We start from the raw sequence: 17,794 nt of genomic DNA, 5'->3' as shown, positions 1-17,794 counted from the left end.
CTGGGAAGTGGACAACACACTGTGGGACGGAACGGTGTGCGATTCCACCGCAGGCACTCTGCGTGCGGAAGCAGCAAGGTCACTACGCATTCTCGCCGAGCGGGGCGTCATGCACGCGGTGGCCTCCCGGGGTGAATGGGCCTGGACGGTGGAACAATTGCGGCGCCACGGCGTCTACGAGCGCTTCGCGGTGGTAGAGGTCGGCTGGGGCCGCAAGTCGGCCGCCATCTCCCGCATTGCCCAAACCCTCGGCGTCGGCCTCGACCAGGTCGGGTACATCGACTCCGAACCGCTCGAGCGCAGCGAGGTGGGGCACGCGCTGCCGCAGGTCCGCTGCTATGCCGCCCGGCATGTGGATGTCCTTCCGGCCCTTCAGGAATTCCGGGCTCCGGTCGGGGACGTCCCCCCGCCGACCTCGCCCATGGGCATCTCGCACATTCACGCGCGCTAGACCGTAGGATCGCTTCCGGCTGGAATTGTTCGTTACGGAACAGCGTGCGGGAGACCCGAATATGGCGACCACGATCCTCGGCGGCGGTATTGCCGGTACCGCACTGGCGGGGGCGCTGGCGCGGGCGGGTGAACCGGTCAGCCTCTACGAGCGGCAGCGTCACGGTGGCGGGGGCGGGGCTTTCCTGTTTCTGGACGCCCGCGGGCATGTCGCGCTGACCGGGCTCGGTGTGGATCTCGATGCTCTGCATGCGGTGTCGCATCCGATTCGGGGTGTGGATGTCACCAGTGGTTCCGGGCCGGTGTCGGCGCGCATGGATACCGGGCACCGATTGTGGTTGCGCCGCAATCTGATCGGCGTATTGCGTGAATTCCTCGACGGTTCCGAGGTTGATGCCCACTACGACACCGCTGTCTCCGAGGTCTCCGTCGATGCGGGTGTGTGCCTGCTGAAGATAGACGGGCAGATGATCGCTGCCGATGGTCCGGTGGTCGCGGCCGATGGCATCGACTCCGTGGTGCGCAGGGCGATCGAACCGGATCGCACGCCGGTCTATGCCGGGGATGTGGTCGTCTACGGCATCGCCGATCAGTCGCTGACCTTGCCCACGTCTGCGGCGATCCTGCACTTCTGCAACGAGATCATCCCGGGCGGTAAGGGCAGTACCTTCGGGCATGTGTGGGACCGCGGCGTCGATACCGTGTGGTTCCTGCGCATTCCGCGCGAACCTCTCCCGGCCGACGATCTGGGCCTGCGTCCGGTCGGCGAATGGGCCGACGAGGTGCTCGCGGCCACGCCCTCGAATCGTGATGTGCTGGAAACCCTTCTTGCCCATACCGATTCGGTGCACGTGTCCAATGCCCGTACCGTGCCCTTGGATTCGGCGGCCGCCCCGAAGGCGCCGGTGGTGCTGGTCGGAGACGCGGACCATGCCATCACGCCGGCGGCCGGGGTCGGCGCCCGCGATGCGCTCGAGGACGTGCATGCCGTCTATCGAGCCATCACCGCAGGCGAATCCGCGGCCGCGGCCGTGGCTGCGCGGCGTGCGCAGATCCGCGCCGAACGCGCGGCGGCGCGACAGCGAATCCGGCAGGCGTCAGCTCGCTGAGAGGGAGAGCTTGTGGACGATGGTGTCGTCCGGGGTCAGGTGCCGGCCGTCCATGGACAGGACTTCCAATGGCCGCAGTGGCCGGCCCTGGCTGCGGTCGACCAGTTCGGAGTGGGGTTCGCCCGGGGTGAAGAAGTTCTGCTCACCCCATTGCCGTAGTGCGACGATGACCGGAAAGAGCGCCTTGCCCTTCGGGGTGAGGACGTAGTCGCGGTAGGCGCTGCCGTCCGAGGCGGGGACGGATTCGAGGATCCCGCTCTCGACCAGTGCGCGCAGTCGCGCGGTGAGGATGTTCTTCGCGACGCCGAGGCTGCGCTGGAACTCCCCGAAGCGGCGGCTGCCGTCGAACGCGTCCCGCACGATCAGCAGTGACCACCAGTCGCCGATCGCGTCCACCGATCGGGCGACGGGGCATTCGCTGTCGTCGAAGCGCGTGCGGTTCACCATGGCGGGTCCTCTCCATTCCGGTTGCAACATGCTACCAAAATGTTTACCGTCAGATCTGGTAGCAAGTTGAAACTGGATGTGTGGAGGAATGCTGATGACCCGTGGTGTGGTCTTGTTGTTCGCGGTCGCCTGCGGGGCGGCGGTGGCGAATGTCTACTTCTCCCAACCACTTCTGGTGACCATGGGGCAGGACCTCGATATGAGCGCGGCGCTGGTCGGCGGTGTCGTCACCCTGACGCAGGTCGGATACGGGCTGGGACTCTTCCTTCTGGTGCCGCTGGGCGACAAGGTCGATCGCAGGCGCCTCATCGTGGCCCAATTACTGCTGCTGGTGATCGCGCTGGCCGTCATAGCCACCGCGCCCACTGCATCGATCCTGCTCGCGGGCATGGTCGCGATGGGCCTGCTCGCGGTGGTCACGCAGACGCTGGTGGCCTTCGCGGCGGCCTTGGCTCCGCCTGCCGGCCGCGGTCGCGTGGTCGGCCTGGTCACGAGTGGCGTGGTTATCGGAATCCTGCTGGCCCGCACCGTATCCGGCGTCCTGGCCGATCTTGCCGGTTGGCGTTCCGTCTACCTCGCCTCGGCCGCGGTCGCCGCTCTGCTCGCCCTGATCCTGTTCCGGATCCTGCCGCGCCACACCGATATTCGCCCCGAAACCCTGCGCTATGGGCAACTCCTGCGTTCCACGATCACGCTGTTTGCCGGCGAACGACTGTTGCGGCTCCGGGCCCTGTTCGCCTTCTTGATCTTCGCTGCCTTCAGCACGCTGTGGAGCAGCATGGCACTTCCGCTCAGCGAGCCCCCATACTCCTGGTCCCACAGCGCAATCGGGTCACTGGGCCTGATCGGCGCGGCCGGCGCCCTGGCTGCGACGGTGGCGGGCCGCCTGAACGACCGCGGATTCTCCCGCCGGACCACCGGTCTCGCCCTGACTCTGCTCGCCGTGTCATGGCTGCCGCTCGCCTGCACGCGGAGTTCGCTGTGGGCGTTGATCGTGGGAGTGATCCTGCTCGACCTCGCCGTCCAGGCAGTCCATGTCACCAATCAGACCCTGATCTACGCCTTGCATCCCAACGCGGGCAGCCGCGTGATCGGTGGCTACATGGTCTTCTACTCCATCGGCAGCGCCACCGGCGCCCTTGCCGCGACAAGCCTCTACGCGGTGGCGGGCTGGGGTGCGGTCTGTGCTCTGGGTGCCGGGTTCAGCCTCGTCGGCCTCGCGCTGTGGGCGCTACTGGACGGGCGCGAATCGGGTCTTCAGCGACAGCAGTTGGGATCCAGTACCAGGCACAAAGCCGAGAGCGCATCACGCCGAGCGCGATGATAGGTGTTCATGCCGCGACGTTCGGATTCGATCAGCCCGGCCTTCTTCAGCTGTCCGAGGTGATGGCTGACGGTCGATTCCGCGAGCCCGACCAGCTCGGCGAGATTGCCGGTGTTCTCCTCGCTGTCGGGACTGGCGAACAGTAGCGACAGCAGTTTGACACGCACCGGATCCGCAATGGCCTTGAGCCGCAACGCGATCTCCAGCGCCATGGCGTCGTCGAGCGGTCCCGCCGCGACCGGCGCGCAGCAGACCGGGCTGGACATATCGATCACAGGTAGCGCCTTCGGCATGTCACCAACCCCACGCACCTTATTGACATATGTCGAAGAGGTGGAGCAGACTCGGTTCATCCAGTTCTTCGACATATGTCTCACAAGTAGAGGTCCGGTCATGTCCCGCATCCAATTAGCCCTCAATGTCGACGCCCTCGAACCGGCAATCCAGTTCTATTCGACGCTGTTCCGCACCGAGCCCGCCAAACGCAAGCCCGGCTACGCCAACTTCACCATCGCCGACCCGCCCCTCAAGCTCGTCCTGATCGAGAACCCCGGCCACGGCGGCACCCTCAACCACCTCGGCGTCGAAGTGGAATCCAGCCCCGAAGTCCACGCCGAAATCGCCCGCCTCTCCCAGGCGGGCCTGTTCACCGAGGAACAGATCGCCACCACCTGCTGCTTCGCCACCCAGGACAAGGTCTGGGTCACCGCGCCCGACACCGAGCCGTGGGAGGTCTACACCGTCCTCGCCGACTGCGAAACCTTCGGCACGCCTTGCCACTGCTGAACCCTGGCCGCCGACTGCTCGCCGAATTCCTCGGCACCGCCCTGCTCGTCTGCACCGTCGTCGGCTCCGGCATCGCCGCTCAGCAACTGTCGCCCGGCAATAGCGGCTTGCAGCTGCTGGAGAACTCGACCGCGACGGTCCTCGGCCTCGGCGTCCTGATCCTGATCTTCGCCCCGGCCTCGGGCGCGCACTTCAATCCCGCTGTCTCCCTGGCCGATTGGCTGACCGGACGCCGTACCGGTACCGGCCTCACCACCGTCGACCTGGCCGGCTATCTCATCGCCCAGGTCCTCGGCGCGGTGGCGGGTTCGGTACTGGCCAACGCCATGTTCGACCAGCCCGCGATCCAGATCTCCACCTGTCACCGCGTCACCACCGGCCACCTGATCGGCGAGGTAGTGGCCACGGCCGGCCTCATCGCAGTCGTCTTCGCCCTCACCCGCACCGCCCGTGCCGCACTGTCGGCCCCCGCGATCGCCGCCTACATCGGCGCCGCCTACTGGTTCACCAGCTCCACGTCCTTCGCGAACCCCGCGGTCACCATCGGCCGCGTCTTCTCCGACACCTTCGCCGGCATCGCCCCGTCCTCGGCACCGGCCTTCGTCCTTGCCGAATTGGCCGGTGCCGCAATCGGCCTCACCCTGATCGGGATCGTCTATCCCGCCCCGCTGAAAGGTGCACTCCACGAATGACATTCGTGCCCACCGTGCTGTTCGTCTGCGTCCACAACGCCGGCCGCTCCCAGATGGCCGCCGCCTTCCTCGCCCATCTAGCGGGTGATCGCGTCGAAGTCCGCTCGGCCGGTTCCGCACCCGCCGATCATCTCAACCCCACCGTGGTGAAGGCCATGCGAGAGATCGGAATCGACATCTCCGCAGCATCCCCCAAGATCCTGACCCCCGACGCGGTGCAATCCTCCGACATCGTGATCACCATGGGCTGCGGCGACACCTGCCCGTACTTCCCCGGAAAGCGGTACCTCGATTGGAAACTCGACGACCCTGCCGGTCGGGACATCGACGCAGTACGCCTCATCCGTGACGAGATCGAGCAGCGCATCCGCGGACTGCTCGACGAACTCGGCATCCCCGCGCAGCCATGAACCCGCGGTCCGTCTACGTGCGGCGTGGACGGCTCGGCGGGTTGAAGGTCTTGTGGACTATCTCGAGGTGATTGCCGTCGAAGTCGGCGATATTGGCGGCGTAGTAGCTCGGGGCGAAGTACTCGCGAATCGCCGGTTCGCCCTCGCTCGTTCCGCCGGCGTCGATCGCCGCAGCGTAGACGGCGTCGACCTCGGCCTTACTGTCAGCGACGAACCCGACGTACAGCCCGGTCTCGCCTGGCTGACGCTGTCGGAGCCAAATACTGGCGCCGACAGCGGTGCCCGAACCGTAGGCGGCATCGGCCAACCCGAAGAGGTCGGGGACTCCCGCCGGCCCGGTCGAGGAGTCGTAGCTGCCGAGTTCTCGCCAGCCCAACGGCTTCAAGGCCGCGGTGTAGAAGGCGAGCGAGCGGGGGATATCGCTTACCGAGATGTAGATGTGGTCGAGCACTGATCTCTCCTCCTGGCGAGCGGAATCGGATGGCTTGCCGGTGAGAGTAGTTCAGGCGGGCGTGGATTCGGGTTTGCTGCCGGTGCGGATTTGCACGATGGGCAGGATCAGGGCGGCGGGAGCGGTCGCCGGGACGGCCGGGGAGTTCGGAGCGACGGGGGAAATACGCTGGTAGCCGGCGTCCTGGGTGGGGCGGGTGTCCTGCTCGCCCTTGTTCGGCCACATGGCGGCGGCGCGTTCGGCCTGGGCGGTGATGGTGAGCGACGGATTCACACCCAGGTTCGCGGAGACCGCGGCGCCGTCGACGACGCTGAGGGTGGGGTAGCCGTAGACACGGTGGTAGGGGTCGATCACACCACTGTTGCTGTCCGCGCCGATCACCGCACCGCCGAGGAAGTGGGCGGTGAGAGGGATATTGAAGACTTCGCCCCAGGACCCGCCCGCGACGCCGCCGATCTTGTCCGCGACCCGGCGCGTGACATCGTTGCCGGCCGGGATCCAGGTCGGATTCGGTTCGCCGTGGCCCTGTTTGGAGGTGAGCTTGCGCCCGAACAACCCACGCTTGGTGTAGGTGGTGATCGAGTTGTCCAGGTGCTGCATCACCAGCGTGATGATGGTGCGCTCGCTCCAGTTCTTGGTGGACATGAACTGCAGCAACGTCAACGGATGCCGCAGCACGATGCCGAGGAACCGCAGCCAGCGCGGAATCTTGCCGCCGCCGTCGACCATGAGGGTCTGCAACAGGCCCATCGAGTTCGAGCCCTTGCCGTAGCGAACCGGCTCGATATGGGTGTCCGCGGTGGGGTGAATGGACGACGTGATCGCCACGCCGCGGGTGAAGTCGCGGTCCGGGTTCACCTTCCGCGTCGCCGCGCCTACGATGGATTCGGAGTTGGTGCGGGTCAGCACGCCCAGCTGCGGTGAAAGTTCCGGCAGCACACCGCGATCGCGCATGGCGAACAGCAGCTGCTGGGTGCCGCGCGTACCGGCGGCCAGCACCACATTCTTGGCGGTGTAGGTCTTGGGCTGCTTGCGCACCCACGCACCGGTCTTCTCGGTCGAGACATCCCAGGTGCCGTCCGGCAGCGGCCGCAGTTCGGTGACGGTGGTGAGCGGGAAGATCTGCGCCCCACCCTGTTCCGCGAGGTACAGGTAGTTCTTGACCAGCGTGTTCTTGGAGTTGTGCCGGCAGCCGGTCATGCATTCGCCGCATTCGATGCAACCGGTGCGCTCGGGTCCGGCGCCGCCGAAGAACGGGTCGGGCACGGTCTTGCCGGGCTCACCGAAGAACACGCCGACCGGGGTCTGCACGAAGGTGTCACCGACGCCCATATCGTCGGCGACCTGCTTGAACACCTCGTCCGCGGGAGTCATGTGCGGGTTGCGCACCACGCCGAGCATTTTCTGCGCCTGCGCGTAGTAGGGCATGAGCTCGTCGTGCCAGTCGGTGATGTCGCGCCACTGGGCGTCCTCGAAGAACGGCTGCGGCGGCACGTAGAGGGTGTTGGCGTAGTTCAGCGATCCGCCGCCGACACCCGCGCCCGCGAGGATGAGGACATCGCGCAGCGGGTGGATGCGCTGGATGCCGTAGCAGCCGAGCTTCGGCGCCCACAGGAATTTGCGCAGGTCCCAGCTGGTGTCGGGGAGTTCGTTGTCGGCGTAGCGCTGACCGGCCTCGAGGATGCCGACGCGGTAGCCCTTCTCGATGAGTCGTAATGCGGTCACACTGCCGCCGAAGCCGGACCCGACGATGAGTACGTCGAAATCGGTAGCGCGTTGGGTCATGGAAACTCCCTTGTCGTCGTCGACAGTGTGGCGGCGGTTACGCTAATGCGGACAGTTGGAACTGTCAACGTCTGGCGGTTGCAGTATCTATGCTGATCGCGTGGATAGATCCAGTGTCGCCGCCGGGGTCGAGAGATACAGCCGCCCGCAGCTCGCCGAACTCAGCGGCGTGCCTGCCCGCACGATCCGCTACTACCACTCGCTCGGCGTGCTGCCCAAGCCCGGCCGCGCGGGCAAGGAAGCCGTCTACACCGACGAACACCTGGAACGACTGCGTGCCATCACGGCCATGCAGGTGCGCGGGCTGCGCTTGGATGCCATCCGGGAGGTCTTCGACGGCGAGGGCGCGCCGGACGGTGATTGGCGCGCGGTATTCGATCCGCGCCTCGGCGATTCCGCCGATCCCGGCGTGACCGTCGACGAGCAGGGCCTGTCGGAACTGCTCGGCGACCGCGACGGCGGCCTGCTCGACGAGCTCATCGCCAACGGATACCTCTATCGCCACGGCAAGAGCTGGCGGATTCCGGAGCCGGCCATGCTCACCGGCGCACTCATCCTCTACGACCTGGGCACCGACATCGCGCTGTCGGGCACCCTGCGCACCTTGATCCGCACCCGCATCGCCGCCTTGGCCGACGAGATGGTGCAGGCCTTCGTCGATGCCGCGGCCACCAGCTACGGCGGCGACGAGGTGCCCATCGACCTCGACCGTTTCCGGGATCGCTTCCGGGCCGCGGCCCGCGAGGTGGGCGGCGCCACGCTGGCCGCCGAAATCGAGCGCGCGGCACGCGAACTCGATCTCTGACGGCATTACGGCACCGGCGCAGGGGCTTCGCAGCTGGCCGGGGGATCGACCAGGTGGCAGTCTGCGACGGCGCGCACCGGCGTGTAGCCGGGGGAGATGCCATCGTCGGCGACGATGCGGCGATAGGTGTCCACCGCGTCGGTGGGCTTACGGGTGAGGTCCGGGTCGTTCTCCACATCCACGCTGTACAGGCCGAATCGCGGTGTGTAGGAGGACCATTCGTAGTTGTCGGTGAGGCTCCAATAGTTGTAGCCGATGACGTTCATGCCGTCGGTCTTGGCGCGCTGCAGCCAGTAGATGGTGTCGCGCAGATGATCGGAGCGGGTGTAGCCGTCGGCGCGGGGCTTGCCGTTCTCGGTGGGCATACCGTTCTCGACCACCCAGAGCGGCTTGTCCGGGTACAGCCGCGAATAATGCTGCAGCGCATAGTAGATGCCCTCGGGGTGGATCGGCAGATCCCACATGCCCTCGGGTGCGGCGGCCGAACCGTCGGCCTTGGGCGGCTCGAAACCGAAGTAGTAGTCCACGCCGATGAAGTCGAGCTTGTCGTGGATCTTCTCCATGAGCGGGCCGTTGACCTGCGTCTCGGCGCCGGCCACATAGCCGACATTGCTGGTCACCAGCGCGCCCGGCTGCACCTTGTGGATGAAGTCGTAGATGGTGTTGTGCACCTGCGCGACCTTGTCGAGCATCTCGTCGGCGTTGGTGTCATTGTGCTTCACCTCGTGCTGGATGTAGGCGACCGGCTCATTGACGGTGACCCACACCGGATTCCGCGACGCGAAATGCGAGACGACGGCCCGGGCGTTCGCGAGCCAGTCGTCCACCATCCCCGGATTCTTCCAGCCGCCACGATCGGCCTCCCAGCCCGGATAAACCCAGTGATCGAGCGTGAGCATGGGCTGCATACCGGCGTCGACGATGGCATTGACGACCGAGTCGTAGTAGGCGAACGCCTCGGTATCCCAGGTACCCGGTTGCGGTTGCAGCCGAGCCCATTCGATACCGATGCGGAACACCTTCACCCCGAGGTCCGCCGCGAGTTTGATATCGGTCTGGTAGTGGTCGTAGAAGTCCACCGAGTTGCCCAGCCGATCCCAGCCGGGATTGGCATCGATATAGCGGAGCCAATTGCTGTCCGGCGCATGCCCTTCCGACTGGAAACCGGATGTGGCCACACCCCAATGGAAATCAGGCCCGAGCGGACCACGCGGATTCGGCGCGACCGTCCGCTGCCCCGGCTGCGGCGCAGTCTGACCCGGCGCGATGGCCGGTTGGCCGGGCGCAGGGACTGATTCGCCTGGTACCAGTGCGGGTTGGCTCGGCGCCGCCGCAGGCTGACCCGGCATAACGGGCGGTTGGCCGGGCACCGCTCCGGATTGGGTCGGTGCAACCATCGGCTGGCCCGGGGTCGCAGGCTGCCCCGGCACGGACGCCGGTTCGCTCGGCGCCGCGGCAGGTTGACCGGCCGCGGGCATGGGCTCATCGGGCGCGGCCGCGGGTTGGTGCGGCACGGGCGCCGGGCGGCCCGGTCCCGGCACTGTGCGGTTGGGTGCAACCGCAGGCTGACCAGGCACGGTCGGGGTCTGACTCGACACGACCGGGGGCAGATTCGGCACCGGCACCGACTGGGTGGGCGTAACCGCGGGTTGACCCGGTGCCGGCAGTGTTTGGCTGGGCGCGACCGCAGGCTGACCGGGCGCGGGCACCGTCTGCCCCGGTACGGGTAGTTGCTGGGTCGAGGGAGGTAAGGGCGGCTGGGCGTGGACTGCGCCCGCGACGGGCAGCATGATCGCGGCTACGGCGAGACTGGTCGCCAGCAGGCGGTGCAGCCCTGCGCGCATGGCTCCTCCTTCGGGACTGCCGTTGGAGCGTCCCGATTCGGAGAATAACCGTCAAGTTGAGGTTTATCGCGCCGTGGCGGTGCGTGTCGCGACGGCTGGGGGCTGGATCACAGCGCCGTGGCGGAGCCGGGGATCTGCCGGTCGGGTGCGGGTTTCCGGTCCGGAATTCTCGCCCGGGCTCCTCATCAGCGGCTTCGTTCCCAGCAGCGGGTTCGCGCCTGCGTCCGCCGGTTCTCCGAGCCTAGCGTTTTGTCTTGTACCGGCTTGTGGCTCAAAAGGTTCCGAGGGGTGAGCCGCAAGCCGATGCGAAGGTGATCGTGAAGGCGATGCGGGGGAAGAGGATTGCGCTAATGCGGCAGGGTGACCGGGTCGGTGCAGCTCTCGAGGGCGTCGACGATGGAACAGGTGGTGGGGGGACGGGTGGGGAGGTAGGAGGCCGGGACGCCGCCGTCGTGCGTGATCGCGCGGTAGGCGTCCACGGCGTCGGTGGGCCGGCGAGTCAGGCTCGGGTCGGTGAGCGTGTCGACGGTGTAGAGGCCGAATCGCGGTGTGTAGGAGCCCCATTCGTAGTTGTCGGTGAGGCTCCAGTAGTTGTAGCCGATCACGTTCATGCCGTCGGCCTTGGCGCGCTGCAGCCAGTAGACGCTGTCGCGCAGATTGTCGGCGCGGTCGTAGCCGTCGGCGCGGGGCTGCCCGTTCTCGGTCGGCATGCCGTTCTCCACCACGTAGAGCGGCTTGCCGGGGAATCGCTGCGCGAAGTGCCGCAGTGCGTAATACAGCCCGTCCGCCTGCAATGGCAGCTTCCACAGGGCGTTCTGGGGGAACGCGCTGTACTGCGTAACCGTGTCCGGGGACATGCCGTAGTAGTAGTCGATGCCCACGTAGTCGAGCTTGGCCGCGATGCGATCGAGCATGCCGCCGTTGACGATCGGGTCCGCGGCGGGCACATACGCGACATTGCTGGTCACCATGGCCCCCGGCTGGGCCGCGTGGATGTAGTCGTAGATCGTGTTGTGCGCGGCCGCGAGCCGGTCCTGCATGGTGAGGATGTCGGTGGCCGGCAGTCCGCCGTTGCGCAATTCGTTCAGGATGTAGGCGAACGGTTCGTTGATGGTCACCCAGTACGGATCGTCGCCGGCGTAGCGATCCACGACCTTGCGCATATTGGCGAGCCAGTCGTCGAGCATGCCGGGGTTGTGCCAGCCGCCGCGGTCGGCTTCCCAGCCGGGGTAGACCCAGTGATCGAGGGTGATCATGGGCCGCATGCCGGCGGCGCGGATGGCCGCGATCACCTTGTCGTAGAAGGCGAATCCGTTTTCGTCCCAGACCCCGGGCTGCGGTTCGATCCGCGCCCATTCGATGCCGAGGCGATAGGTGTTGATACCGAGGTTCTTGGCGAGTTCGATATCGGAGGCGTAGCGGTCGTAGAAGTCGACGCTGTCGCCGTAGCGGTCGTAGTCCGGGTGGGAGGCGACGTAGCGGACCCAATTGCTGTCGGGCGCATGACCTTCGGACTGGAACCCGGACATGGCCACACCCCAGGAGAAATCCGGGCCGAGTGCCGGCAGGCTGGTGGGCGCGGGAGTGGCGGCCGCGGGTGCGGCGGCCGCCAATAGTGCGGCGGCTGCAATGGCCAGTGTGGCGTGAGCGGGGCGTCGGGTGTGCGATCGCATGGGGCTCCTCATCGGCGGCTAGGAACTGGGCGGCCGACCAGCAGTATGGCGGACCCTCGCCCGAATCACACGGGGTTCGCCCGGACATGCCGCGACACCCGGCAGATCGAGATACCGGCAGGCTAATGCCCGCGCATCCAGATCCTCCAGCACCTGGGCCACCGTGTCGCGCAGTTCCCCGGCCACCCGGTCCGCCTCCGCCGCGGAATAGGCGGCGATGAGCTGACTTCCGGCCGCCAGCCCGCCCAGGCCCCGGACTGCCTGCCCGAAGCTCAATGCCCGATGATCAGCGCCGTGTCGTGCCGAATCATCCAGCATGATGACGAAGCCCGGTTCCCGGGGATCGAAAGCCGTTGCGGTCGGGGCGATATCGGCGTCGGTGAGCTGAATGACTCGCACATGCCGGTACGGGTTGTGCGCGGCGAAGGTATCGAGAGACGTGCCGACCAGGACGATCTGCCGAATCCCGGTGGCTATGGCATCGGCCAGCCGGTCCTCGGCGAAGCGGCAGCGGGCCGCGGCGAACAGGTGCCGGCAGTTGCGCTCACCGACGGTGCCCGGCGCGCCGCTGTCCACCCCGGCCGTCCCCTCGACGTTCATGGCGTCACTCGTGGGAAGTGGGCCAGCCCGGCATGGGCGGCATCTTCGGCGGACTCGGGAAGTGCGGCATGGGCGGTACTTCCGGCATGCGAGGCATCTCCGGCATGGGCGGCAAGGGCGGGACCGGCGGCAGGGGCGGCACCTGCATCCCGCTGGGCGCACCGCCGAAGCGCTGGAACGCGGCTTGTCGTGAGGTGCCGAAGATTTCACCGATCTCGGCCCAGGTGCGCCCCTCCTCACGCGCCTGCAGCACCAGTGAGCGCAGGACATCGTCGACGACATTGTCGAGGCTGCGCGCCGCCCGCAGTGCCGCCATCACCGATGGTGTGGGCTTTCCTTCGGCCGGATGCAGCACTTCCGCCACGAATTCGGCGTTGGTGGACAACAGTTTTGCCAGGACCGCGCGTTCGTCGGCGGGGTCCCGGTGTTGGGCATCGCTCATGTGTAAAGCCTGCCTTTACGCCAAACCGCTTGTCAAGGAATGATTTACAAACCTGGTGTTCCGTTCTGTTGCCGGACGGGGGCTGTGTGTTTGCCACTCCTATAACCATGGCAACAGAAGAGGCAGGAGGCGCGGGGGTGACACGTTGGAGTTGAGCGAGCCGTATAGCGAGCCGGATCGGGAATCGGCCGAACGCGAACTGTTCGAGCTGGTCCGCAAGGCGGGATTCACCGGTTCGGCGTGGAAGCTGCTGGCGGACAGGCTGGTCCGGCACGGCCTGGCCGTCATGGGCCCTTGGATCCGGACCGGTTGGATCTTCAAGGTGGCCACCGACAAGGGCATGCCGGTGCGATGTACCGACCAGGAACGGGAATTGGTCGCGACCCGCCTGTGCGAGGACGTCCTGCAGGAGACCGTGACCAGCGCCCTGGAACGGTTCCGCAAGCACTGCCTCGACGGCGACGGCTGGCGCGCGGACGGCGGCACCAGTCTCGCAACGTATTTCGTCAACGGCTGCGTCATGGCCTTCGTCGACAACTTCCGCCGCAGCCGCCGCTGCGGTGAACTCTTCCAGCAGCGCGTGGCCGTGGCGCTACCCGCCGCCGACGACGATCCGAACCTGCTGAGCTGGCTGCCCTCCGATGAGGACCTGGCCGGATCGGTGGTGGCGGGCATGGAATTCCGCCGCCGCCTAGCCCGGCTCAGCCCACGCGACCGCGGACTGGCCTGGGGTAAGGCCATGGGCCTGCGCGGCGCCGAAATCCGGGACCTGTTCGGCTGGTCCTCGGTCAAGGCGGTCGAACAACGCTGGGCGCGCGTGAAACGAGACGATGACTGGTGCCGCGGCCTCGCGGGGACGGAGGAATGATGTGCGAGGACAAAGGTAGGGAGTTGCGTGAGGACCGCGGCGTGGACCCGGCGACGCTGGTGGCCCGGTTGCTGGAACATTCCTCGCTGGCCGATCCCGGATTGCAGCGGCTGCGCGACGACCTGCCCGCGCGCCTGATCGACCGCATCGTGGAGCGCGCGGCGGCCGAACAGTCCAGGCATCCGGGCAATTTCGCGGATCGGCTCAATCGCCTGTTCGAGGCCGTGCACCCCCCGGGCCGTCGCCCGTACACCAATGCCGAGGTCGCCGCCGCTCTGACCGCGAGCGGGTTCCCCATCTCCAAGCCGTATCTGAGCCAGCTGCGCGCCGGCACCCGGACCGACCCGTCGGATGCGACGGTCGCCGAGCTCGCCCGCTTCTTCCGGGTCAAGCCCGACTACTTCTACAACGACGGCTATGCTGCCAAGATCGACAACGACTATGCATTGCTCACCCGCCTGCAGATGTACGGCCTGCGCAAACTGTCCTCCCGCGCCTTCGATCTGAGCGAGGAATCGCAGAACCTGCTCAGCAGCATGGCCGATCGGCTGCGCATCACCGAGGGCTTGCGCACCGAGCCTGCCCGTCCGCGGCGGGATGAGCTGGGGGAGCGCTGATCCGGCGGATCAGCGGGTGCGCAGCGCCTGCTGGATGACGGGAGTGGCGGCCTGCATGGTCGCCAGCATGGGCTCGCCGAAGGCGTCGGGCAGGACATCGTGGATCCATACGAAGGTGCAGCCGCCTGCTTCCCGGGGCAGGATCTGCATGGACGCATTGTCATGGGTCGGTTTCAGGGCCTCGCCGACGACGGAGAAGACGACGCGGCGCCGGTCCTCGTCGAGGGCGATGAACCGTTCGCGTGCGACGGCGCCGCTGGCGAAGGTGACCACCCGGTCCCCGTTTTCGGCCTCGACGGATTCGGTCACGAACCCCGGGGCCATGCGGACCGGGGCGGAAGCCCAGTCGCTGATCACTTTCCATACCGACTCGGCATCGGCCTCGATGTCGAATTCGACTCGCACGGTCGCCACTGTCGCACTTCCTTCCGGATCCTGTTGGTCGAGGATCAGTGTGCGTCGGTGCGGCCGGGTGGGTCTTGAATTTTCTTGCAGCCGTTACCCGGAGAGATGGAAGTTGCCGGACGTGCCGTACACAGCGAGCGAGGTCAGCAGGGTCACCATGACGACCGCGACCAGTGAGGCGCGCACCGCATGGCCCGCCGCGGCGCCGACGCCGACGGGCCCGCCCGTGGCGTGGAAGCCGTAGAAGGTGTGGATGAGCATGACCGCCAGCGCCATGAGGATGGCCTGCGCGAACGACCAGAGGATGTCGGTCGGAATCAAGAACGTATCGAAGTAGTGGTTGTAGACGCCGGGTGACTGCCCGTAAATGTCCACGGTCGCAAAGCGACTGGCGAGGAACGAGGCGATCACCGCGAGCGAGTACAGCGGAATGACCGTCACCAGCCCGGCCACGATACGGGTGCCGATCAGATAGGGCACCGGCCGAATCGCCATGGCCTCCAAGGCGTCGATCTCCTCGGCGACCCGCATGGCCCCCAATTGCGCCGTGGTACCGGCGCCCAGTGTCGCCGCCAGGCCGATGCCGGAGATGACCGGCGCCGCGATCCGCACATTGATGAACGCCGCGAAGAAGCCGGTGAGCGCCTCGATGCCGATATTGCCCAGTGAGCTGTAGCCCTGCACCGCGATGGTGCCGCCCGCGGCCATGGTGAGGAAGCCGACGATCGCGACGGTGCCGCCGATAACCGCGAGAGCGCCCGATCCCATGCCGATTTCGGCGATGAGCCGGATGGTCTCGGTGCGGTGGTGCACGAGCGCGTGCGGAATCGAGGCGAGGGACCGTGCGTAGAAGATCGCATGGCGGCCGAATAGGTCGAGTTCATCGCGCGCATGCCGCTGGCCGGTGCCGGCGTCGTAGTTGCTGTAGCTGATGGTCGACTCCTGTTGTCGCAGGTGACCGCAGCGTAAGCCGAAGAATTCCAAACAGTCGGCACGGACATGCGCTAATGCGCGTGGATTCGGGAGTGCACCCAGCGACGGCTCGGCGCCAGACAGCGCCGCTGGGCCTCGGCGAAGAGACGGACGCTCTCCGGGCCGGGCCAGTCCGCGGGCAACATGGAATCGGGCAGGCCCGGGTCCAGATAGGGGATGGTGCGCCATTCGTCGAGCAAGGGGACGAAGAGGCGGAAGGCTTCCTCATCGGTGAGCCGGCGTGCGGCGCTGAGGGATCGGTGATTGTCGATGAACCGCCGATGCAGGGTGGACAGGGCCGCGAGATCCCACCAGCGCGCGGCGGCCGCCCGAGGTGAATCCGGAACCGTGAGAGCCGAAGCGCGGAACGCGGTCACGTAAGGGGCGAGGTCCAGGGCGGTGACGATCGCCGTGGCTTCGTCGGCCAGATAGTCGGGGCAGATCCAGAGCCCCGGCGAGACCGTGCCGCAGCCGATGGAGGTGAGGCGGCGACGGAGCTGGTGCCGGGCCGGGCGCGCCGATTCGGGGATATTGAACGAGATCAGATGCCAGGGGTCGCCTTCGCTCATCTGCCGGAAGCCGAAGATCCGCGGATCTCCGCGCAGGTACATGGCTTCGGCGGCTGCGGTCAGACGGTAACCGTTGCGGCCGTTGCGGGTTTCCGGCTGCAGCACGCCCTTGGTCTTCAGCCGGGTCACCGCGGTGCGGGTACTGGGTTCGGGGACACCGAGAGGGGCGAGCAGCGTGGTGAAGTCGGCTATCGCCAGCCAGCCACCGAGCTCGCGGACGTAGGCGCCGAGCACGGTGCGGGCCAGGGAGGTCGCGCTGCCGGGGCGGGCATCGATGTCATCGAGAATCGCTGCCGCCGCCGGAATGTCAGTGCGCGCCGAGTTCATCACGGATGGCGGTCAGACCTGCCAGAACTTCACGGAAGGAGGTGGTCAGCGGGCTCATTCCGATGCGGATGCCGTGCGGTCGGCGGAAATCGGGCATCACACCACGGTGCCACAGTCGTGCGGTGACGTCCTGGAAGGCCGGGTGATCGATGGTGATATGCCCGCCGCGCCGCGCCGGATCCAGGGGTGAGGAGACGGTCACTCCGCGCGGGACCAGCCACCGCTCGACGAGCTCGAGAGCGAACTCGGTGAGCAGCAGCGACTTTGCGCGGATGGCGGGCATCCCGACTTCCTCGATGAGGTCGAGAGTGTCCTGGACCGGGATCATGCCGAGGATCCCCGGGCTGGCGCTCAGGACGCGGCGAATACCCGGCGCGGGAACAAAGCCCTGCGCCATCTCGAAGGGATTCTCGCGTCCCATCCACCCCCAGATCGGCTGCTCGAAGCTGGGCAGATGCCGGGCGTTGACGTAGGCGAACGCGGGCGAGCCCGGTCCGCCGTTGAGGTACTTGTAGGTGCAGCCCGCCGCGAAATCGATGTCCCACGAATCGAGTTCGATCTCCGTAGCGCCCACCGAGTGGCAGACATCGAGCAGCAGCAGCGCGCCCTCGTCATGGGTGACGGCCGCGATCGCGGGGGCGTCGAGCAGGAACCCGGAACGGTAGGCGACATGGCTGAGCACCACGAGCGCGGTGCGCTCGGAGACCGCCGCGGCCAGTTCATCGACGGTGACGCCGCCGGTGAATTCGGGGTCGAGCCAGCGCAGCGTCAGACCCGATTCGGCGGCAATGGCTTCCATGAGATAGCGGTCGGTGGGGAAGTTGTCCCGGTCGAGCACGATCTCGGTGCGTCCCGGCCGCAGTGCCAGCGCACCGCGGGCGAGCTTGTAGAGCAGCACGCTGGTGGAATCGCCGATCGTGGTCTGGCCGGCCGCTGCGCCGAGCAGTAGGGCGCCGAGCCGGTCGCCGAGAGTGAGCGGCAGGTCGAACCATTGCTCGTCCCAGCCGCGGATCAGCCTGCCGCCCCAGGCGTCGGTGACGAAGGCCGCCACTCGTTCCGCGGTTTTGCGGGTCGGGCGGCCGAGTGAGTTCCCGTCCAGGTAGGCGACGATCGACGGATCGTCGCTGCCGACGAATCGGTGTGGGTAATCGCGCAGCGGGTCCTCGGCGTCGAGTAGTGCGGCGCGAGCGGCGAAGTCGGTGGGTGTCGTGGTCATGA

At 67.1% G+C, this 17,794-nt stretch carries 21 protein-coding genes; 9 read left to right on the top strand and 12 right to left on the bottom strand.

Annotated elements, in window-relative coordinates:
* Positions 1-7 precede the first annotated feature (7 nt).
* Together ACH438_RS38925 and ACH438_RS38920 are read left to right on the top strand one after the other, a co-directional pair.
* Positions 8-451 carry a hypothetical protein gene (locus ACH438_RS38925; protein ID WP_397014853.1) on the top strand — a complete coding sequence of 148 codons (444 nt, stop codon included), beginning with the start codon at positions 8-10 and terminating at the stop codon, positions 449-451.
* 61 nt (positions 452-512) lie between these two features.
* On the top strand, positions 513-1,559 hold the full coding sequence (locus tag ACH438_RS38920) for an FAD-dependent oxidoreductase (RefSeq protein ID WP_397014851.1): 1,047 nt from the start codon (positions 513-515) through the stop codon (positions 1,557-1,559).
* Here the strand turns inward: ACH438_RS38920 and ACH438_RS38915 are convergent.
* Positions 1,548-2,006: a winged helix-turn-helix transcriptional regulator gene (locus ACH438_RS38915; RefSeq protein ID WP_397014849.1), complete on the bottom strand. Its 459-nt coding sequence runs from the start codon at positions 2,004-2,006 to the stop codon at positions 1,548-1,550. The genes ACH438_RS38920 and ACH438_RS38915 overlap by 12 nt on opposite strands.
* 94 nt (positions 2,007-2,100) lie before the next feature.
* Between ACH438_RS38915 and ACH438_RS38910 the strand changes: the two genes are divergently transcribed.
* Positions 2,101-3,330: an MFS transporter gene (locus ACH438_RS38910; protein WP_397014847.1), complete on the top strand. Its 1,230-nt coding sequence runs from the start codon at positions 2,101-2,103 to the stop codon at positions 3,328-3,330.
* Here the strand turns inward: ACH438_RS38910 and ACH438_RS38905 are convergent.
* Entirely contained in the window at positions 3,264-3,623 is a 360-nt protein-coding gene (locus ACH438_RS38905) for an Rv2640c family ArsR-like transcriptional regulator (protein WP_397014845.1), read from the bottom strand. The two genes, ACH438_RS38910 and ACH438_RS38905, sit on opposite strands and share 67 nt — an antisense overlap.
* A gap of 100 nt (positions 3,624-3,723) precedes the next feature.
* Here ACH438_RS38905 and ACH438_RS38900 point away from each other — a divergent pair, with 100 nt between their 5' ends.
* The 3 genes from ACH438_RS38900 to ACH438_RS38890 are packed head-to-tail and all read left to right on the top strand — an operon-like array spanning position 3,724 to position 5,218.
* The gene (locus tag ACH438_RS38900; protein WP_397014843.1) at positions 3,724-4,116 is read left to right on the top strand and encodes an ArsI/CadI family heavy metal resistance metalloenzyme; all 393 of its coding nucleotides are present in this window, start codon (positions 3,724-3,726) and stop codon (positions 4,114-4,116) included.
* Positions 4,104-4,808, top strand: coding sequence for an aquaporin (locus ACH438_RS38895; RefSeq protein ID WP_397014841.1), 705 nt, complete (start codon positions 4,104-4,106; stop codon positions 4,806-4,808). Before ACH438_RS38900 ends, ACH438_RS38895 begins: the two co-directional genes overlap by 13 nt.
* On the top strand, positions 4,805-5,218 hold the full coding sequence (locus ACH438_RS38890; protein ID WP_397014839.1) for an arsenate reductase ArsC: 414 nt from the start codon (positions 4,805-4,807) through the stop codon (positions 5,216-5,218). The genes ACH438_RS38895 and ACH438_RS38890 overlap by 4 nt, the downstream gene beginning before the upstream one ends.
* Positions 5,219-5,231: 13 nt before the next feature.
* Here the strand turns inward: ACH438_RS38890 and ACH438_RS38885 are convergent, their stop codons facing one another.
* Together ACH438_RS38885 and ACH438_RS38880 are read right to left on the bottom strand one after the other, a co-directional pair.
* Positions 5,232-5,669, bottom strand: coding sequence for a VOC family protein (locus tag ACH438_RS38885; RefSeq protein WP_397014837.1), 438 nt, complete (start codon positions 5,667-5,669; stop codon positions 5,232-5,234).
* 51 nt (positions 5,670-5,720) lie between these two features.
* Entirely contained in the window at positions 5,721-7,454 is a 1,734-nt protein-coding gene (locus ACH438_RS38880) for a GMC oxidoreductase (protein WP_397014835.1), read from the bottom strand.
* A 100-nt stretch (positions 7,455-7,554) separates the two neighbouring features.
* Between ACH438_RS38880 and ACH438_RS38875 the strand changes: the two genes are divergently transcribed.
* A complete protein-coding gene (locus ACH438_RS38875; RefSeq protein ID WP_397014833.1) occupies positions 7,555-8,259 on the top strand; it encodes a MerR family transcriptional regulator in 705 nt (234 codons plus the stop codon).
* Between the two features lie 5 nt (positions 8,260-8,264).
* Here ACH438_RS38875 and ACH438_RS38870 read toward each other — a convergent pair whose 3' ends face one another.
* The 4 genes from ACH438_RS38870 to ACH438_RS38855 form a co-directional block, all read right to left on the bottom strand.
* Entirely contained in the window at positions 8,265-10,103 is a 1,839-nt protein-coding gene (locus ACH438_RS38870; protein WP_397014831.1) for a family 1 glycosylhydrolase, read from the bottom strand.
* A gap of 347 nt (positions 10,104-10,450) precedes the next feature.
* Entirely contained in the window at positions 10,451-11,776 is a 1,326-nt protein-coding gene (locus ACH438_RS38865; protein WP_397014829.1) for a family 1 glycosylhydrolase, read from the bottom strand.
* Positions 11,777-11,794: 18 nt separating this feature from the next.
* The gene (locus ACH438_RS38860) at positions 11,795-12,376 is read right to left on the bottom strand and encodes a class I SAM-dependent methyltransferase (RefSeq protein WP_397014827.1); all 582 of its coding nucleotides are present in this window, start codon (positions 12,374-12,376) and stop codon (positions 11,795-11,797) included.
* Positions 12,377-12,380: 4 nt separating this feature from the next.
* Complete coding sequence (locus ACH438_RS38855) at positions 12,381-12,818, bottom strand: hypothetical protein (protein WP_397014825.1); 438 nt, start codon at positions 12,816-12,818, stop codon at positions 12,381-12,383.
* 151 nt (positions 12,819-12,969) lie between these two features.
* Here ACH438_RS38855 and ACH438_RS38850 point away from each other — a divergent pair, with 151 nt between their 5' ends.
* Together ACH438_RS38850 and ACH438_RS38845 are read left to right on the top strand one after the other, a co-directional pair.
* Positions 12,970-13,686 carry a hypothetical protein gene (locus ACH438_RS38850; protein WP_397014823.1) on the top strand — a complete coding sequence of 239 codons (717 nt, stop codon included), beginning with the start codon at positions 12,970-12,972 and terminating at the stop codon, positions 13,684-13,686.
* Positions 13,687-13,835: 149 nt separating this feature from the next.
* Positions 13,836-14,303 (top strand): helix-turn-helix domain-containing protein, encoded by a 468-nt coding sequence (locus tag ACH438_RS38845; RefSeq protein WP_397015045.1) that lies wholly within the window; start codon positions 13,836-13,838, stop codon positions 14,301-14,303.
* Between the two features lie 9 nt (positions 14,304-14,312).
* Here the strand turns inward: ACH438_RS38845 and ACH438_RS38840 are convergent, their stop codons facing one another.
* The 4 genes from ACH438_RS38840 to ACH438_RS38825 form a co-directional block, all read right to left on the bottom strand.
* A complete protein-coding gene (locus ACH438_RS38840; protein ID WP_397014821.1) occupies positions 14,313-14,717 on the bottom strand; it encodes an SRPBCC family protein in 405 nt (134 codons plus the stop codon).
* An 84-nt stretch (positions 14,718-14,801) separates the two neighbouring features.
* Entirely contained in the window at positions 14,802-15,641 is an 840-nt protein-coding gene (locus ACH438_RS38835) for an MlaE family ABC transporter permease (RefSeq protein ID WP_397015043.1), read from the bottom strand.
* A 71-nt stretch (positions 15,642-15,712) separates the two neighbouring features.
* Entirely contained in the window at positions 15,713-16,576 is an 864-nt protein-coding gene (locus ACH438_RS38830; protein ID WP_397014819.1) for a PaaX family transcriptional regulator C-terminal domain-containing protein, read from the bottom strand.
* Positions 16,557-17,792 carry a kynureninase gene (locus tag ACH438_RS38825; RefSeq protein ID WP_397014817.1) on the bottom strand — a complete coding sequence of 412 codons (1,236 nt, stop codon included), beginning with the start codon at positions 17,790-17,792 and terminating at the stop codon, positions 16,557-16,559. Before ACH438_RS38825 ends, ACH438_RS38830 begins: the two co-directional genes overlap by 20 nt.
* Positions 17,793-17,794 lie beyond the last annotated feature (2 nt).

Origin of the sequence: Nocardia sp. NPDC020380 (assembly GCF_044386975.1) — a bacterium.
Lineage (GTDB): Bacteria > Actinomycetota > Actinomycetes > Mycobacteriales > Mycobacteriaceae > Nocardia.
The sequence above is the reverse complement of the archived record's forward strand: the minus strand, read 5'-3'. Positions and strand labels throughout refer to the sequence as shown.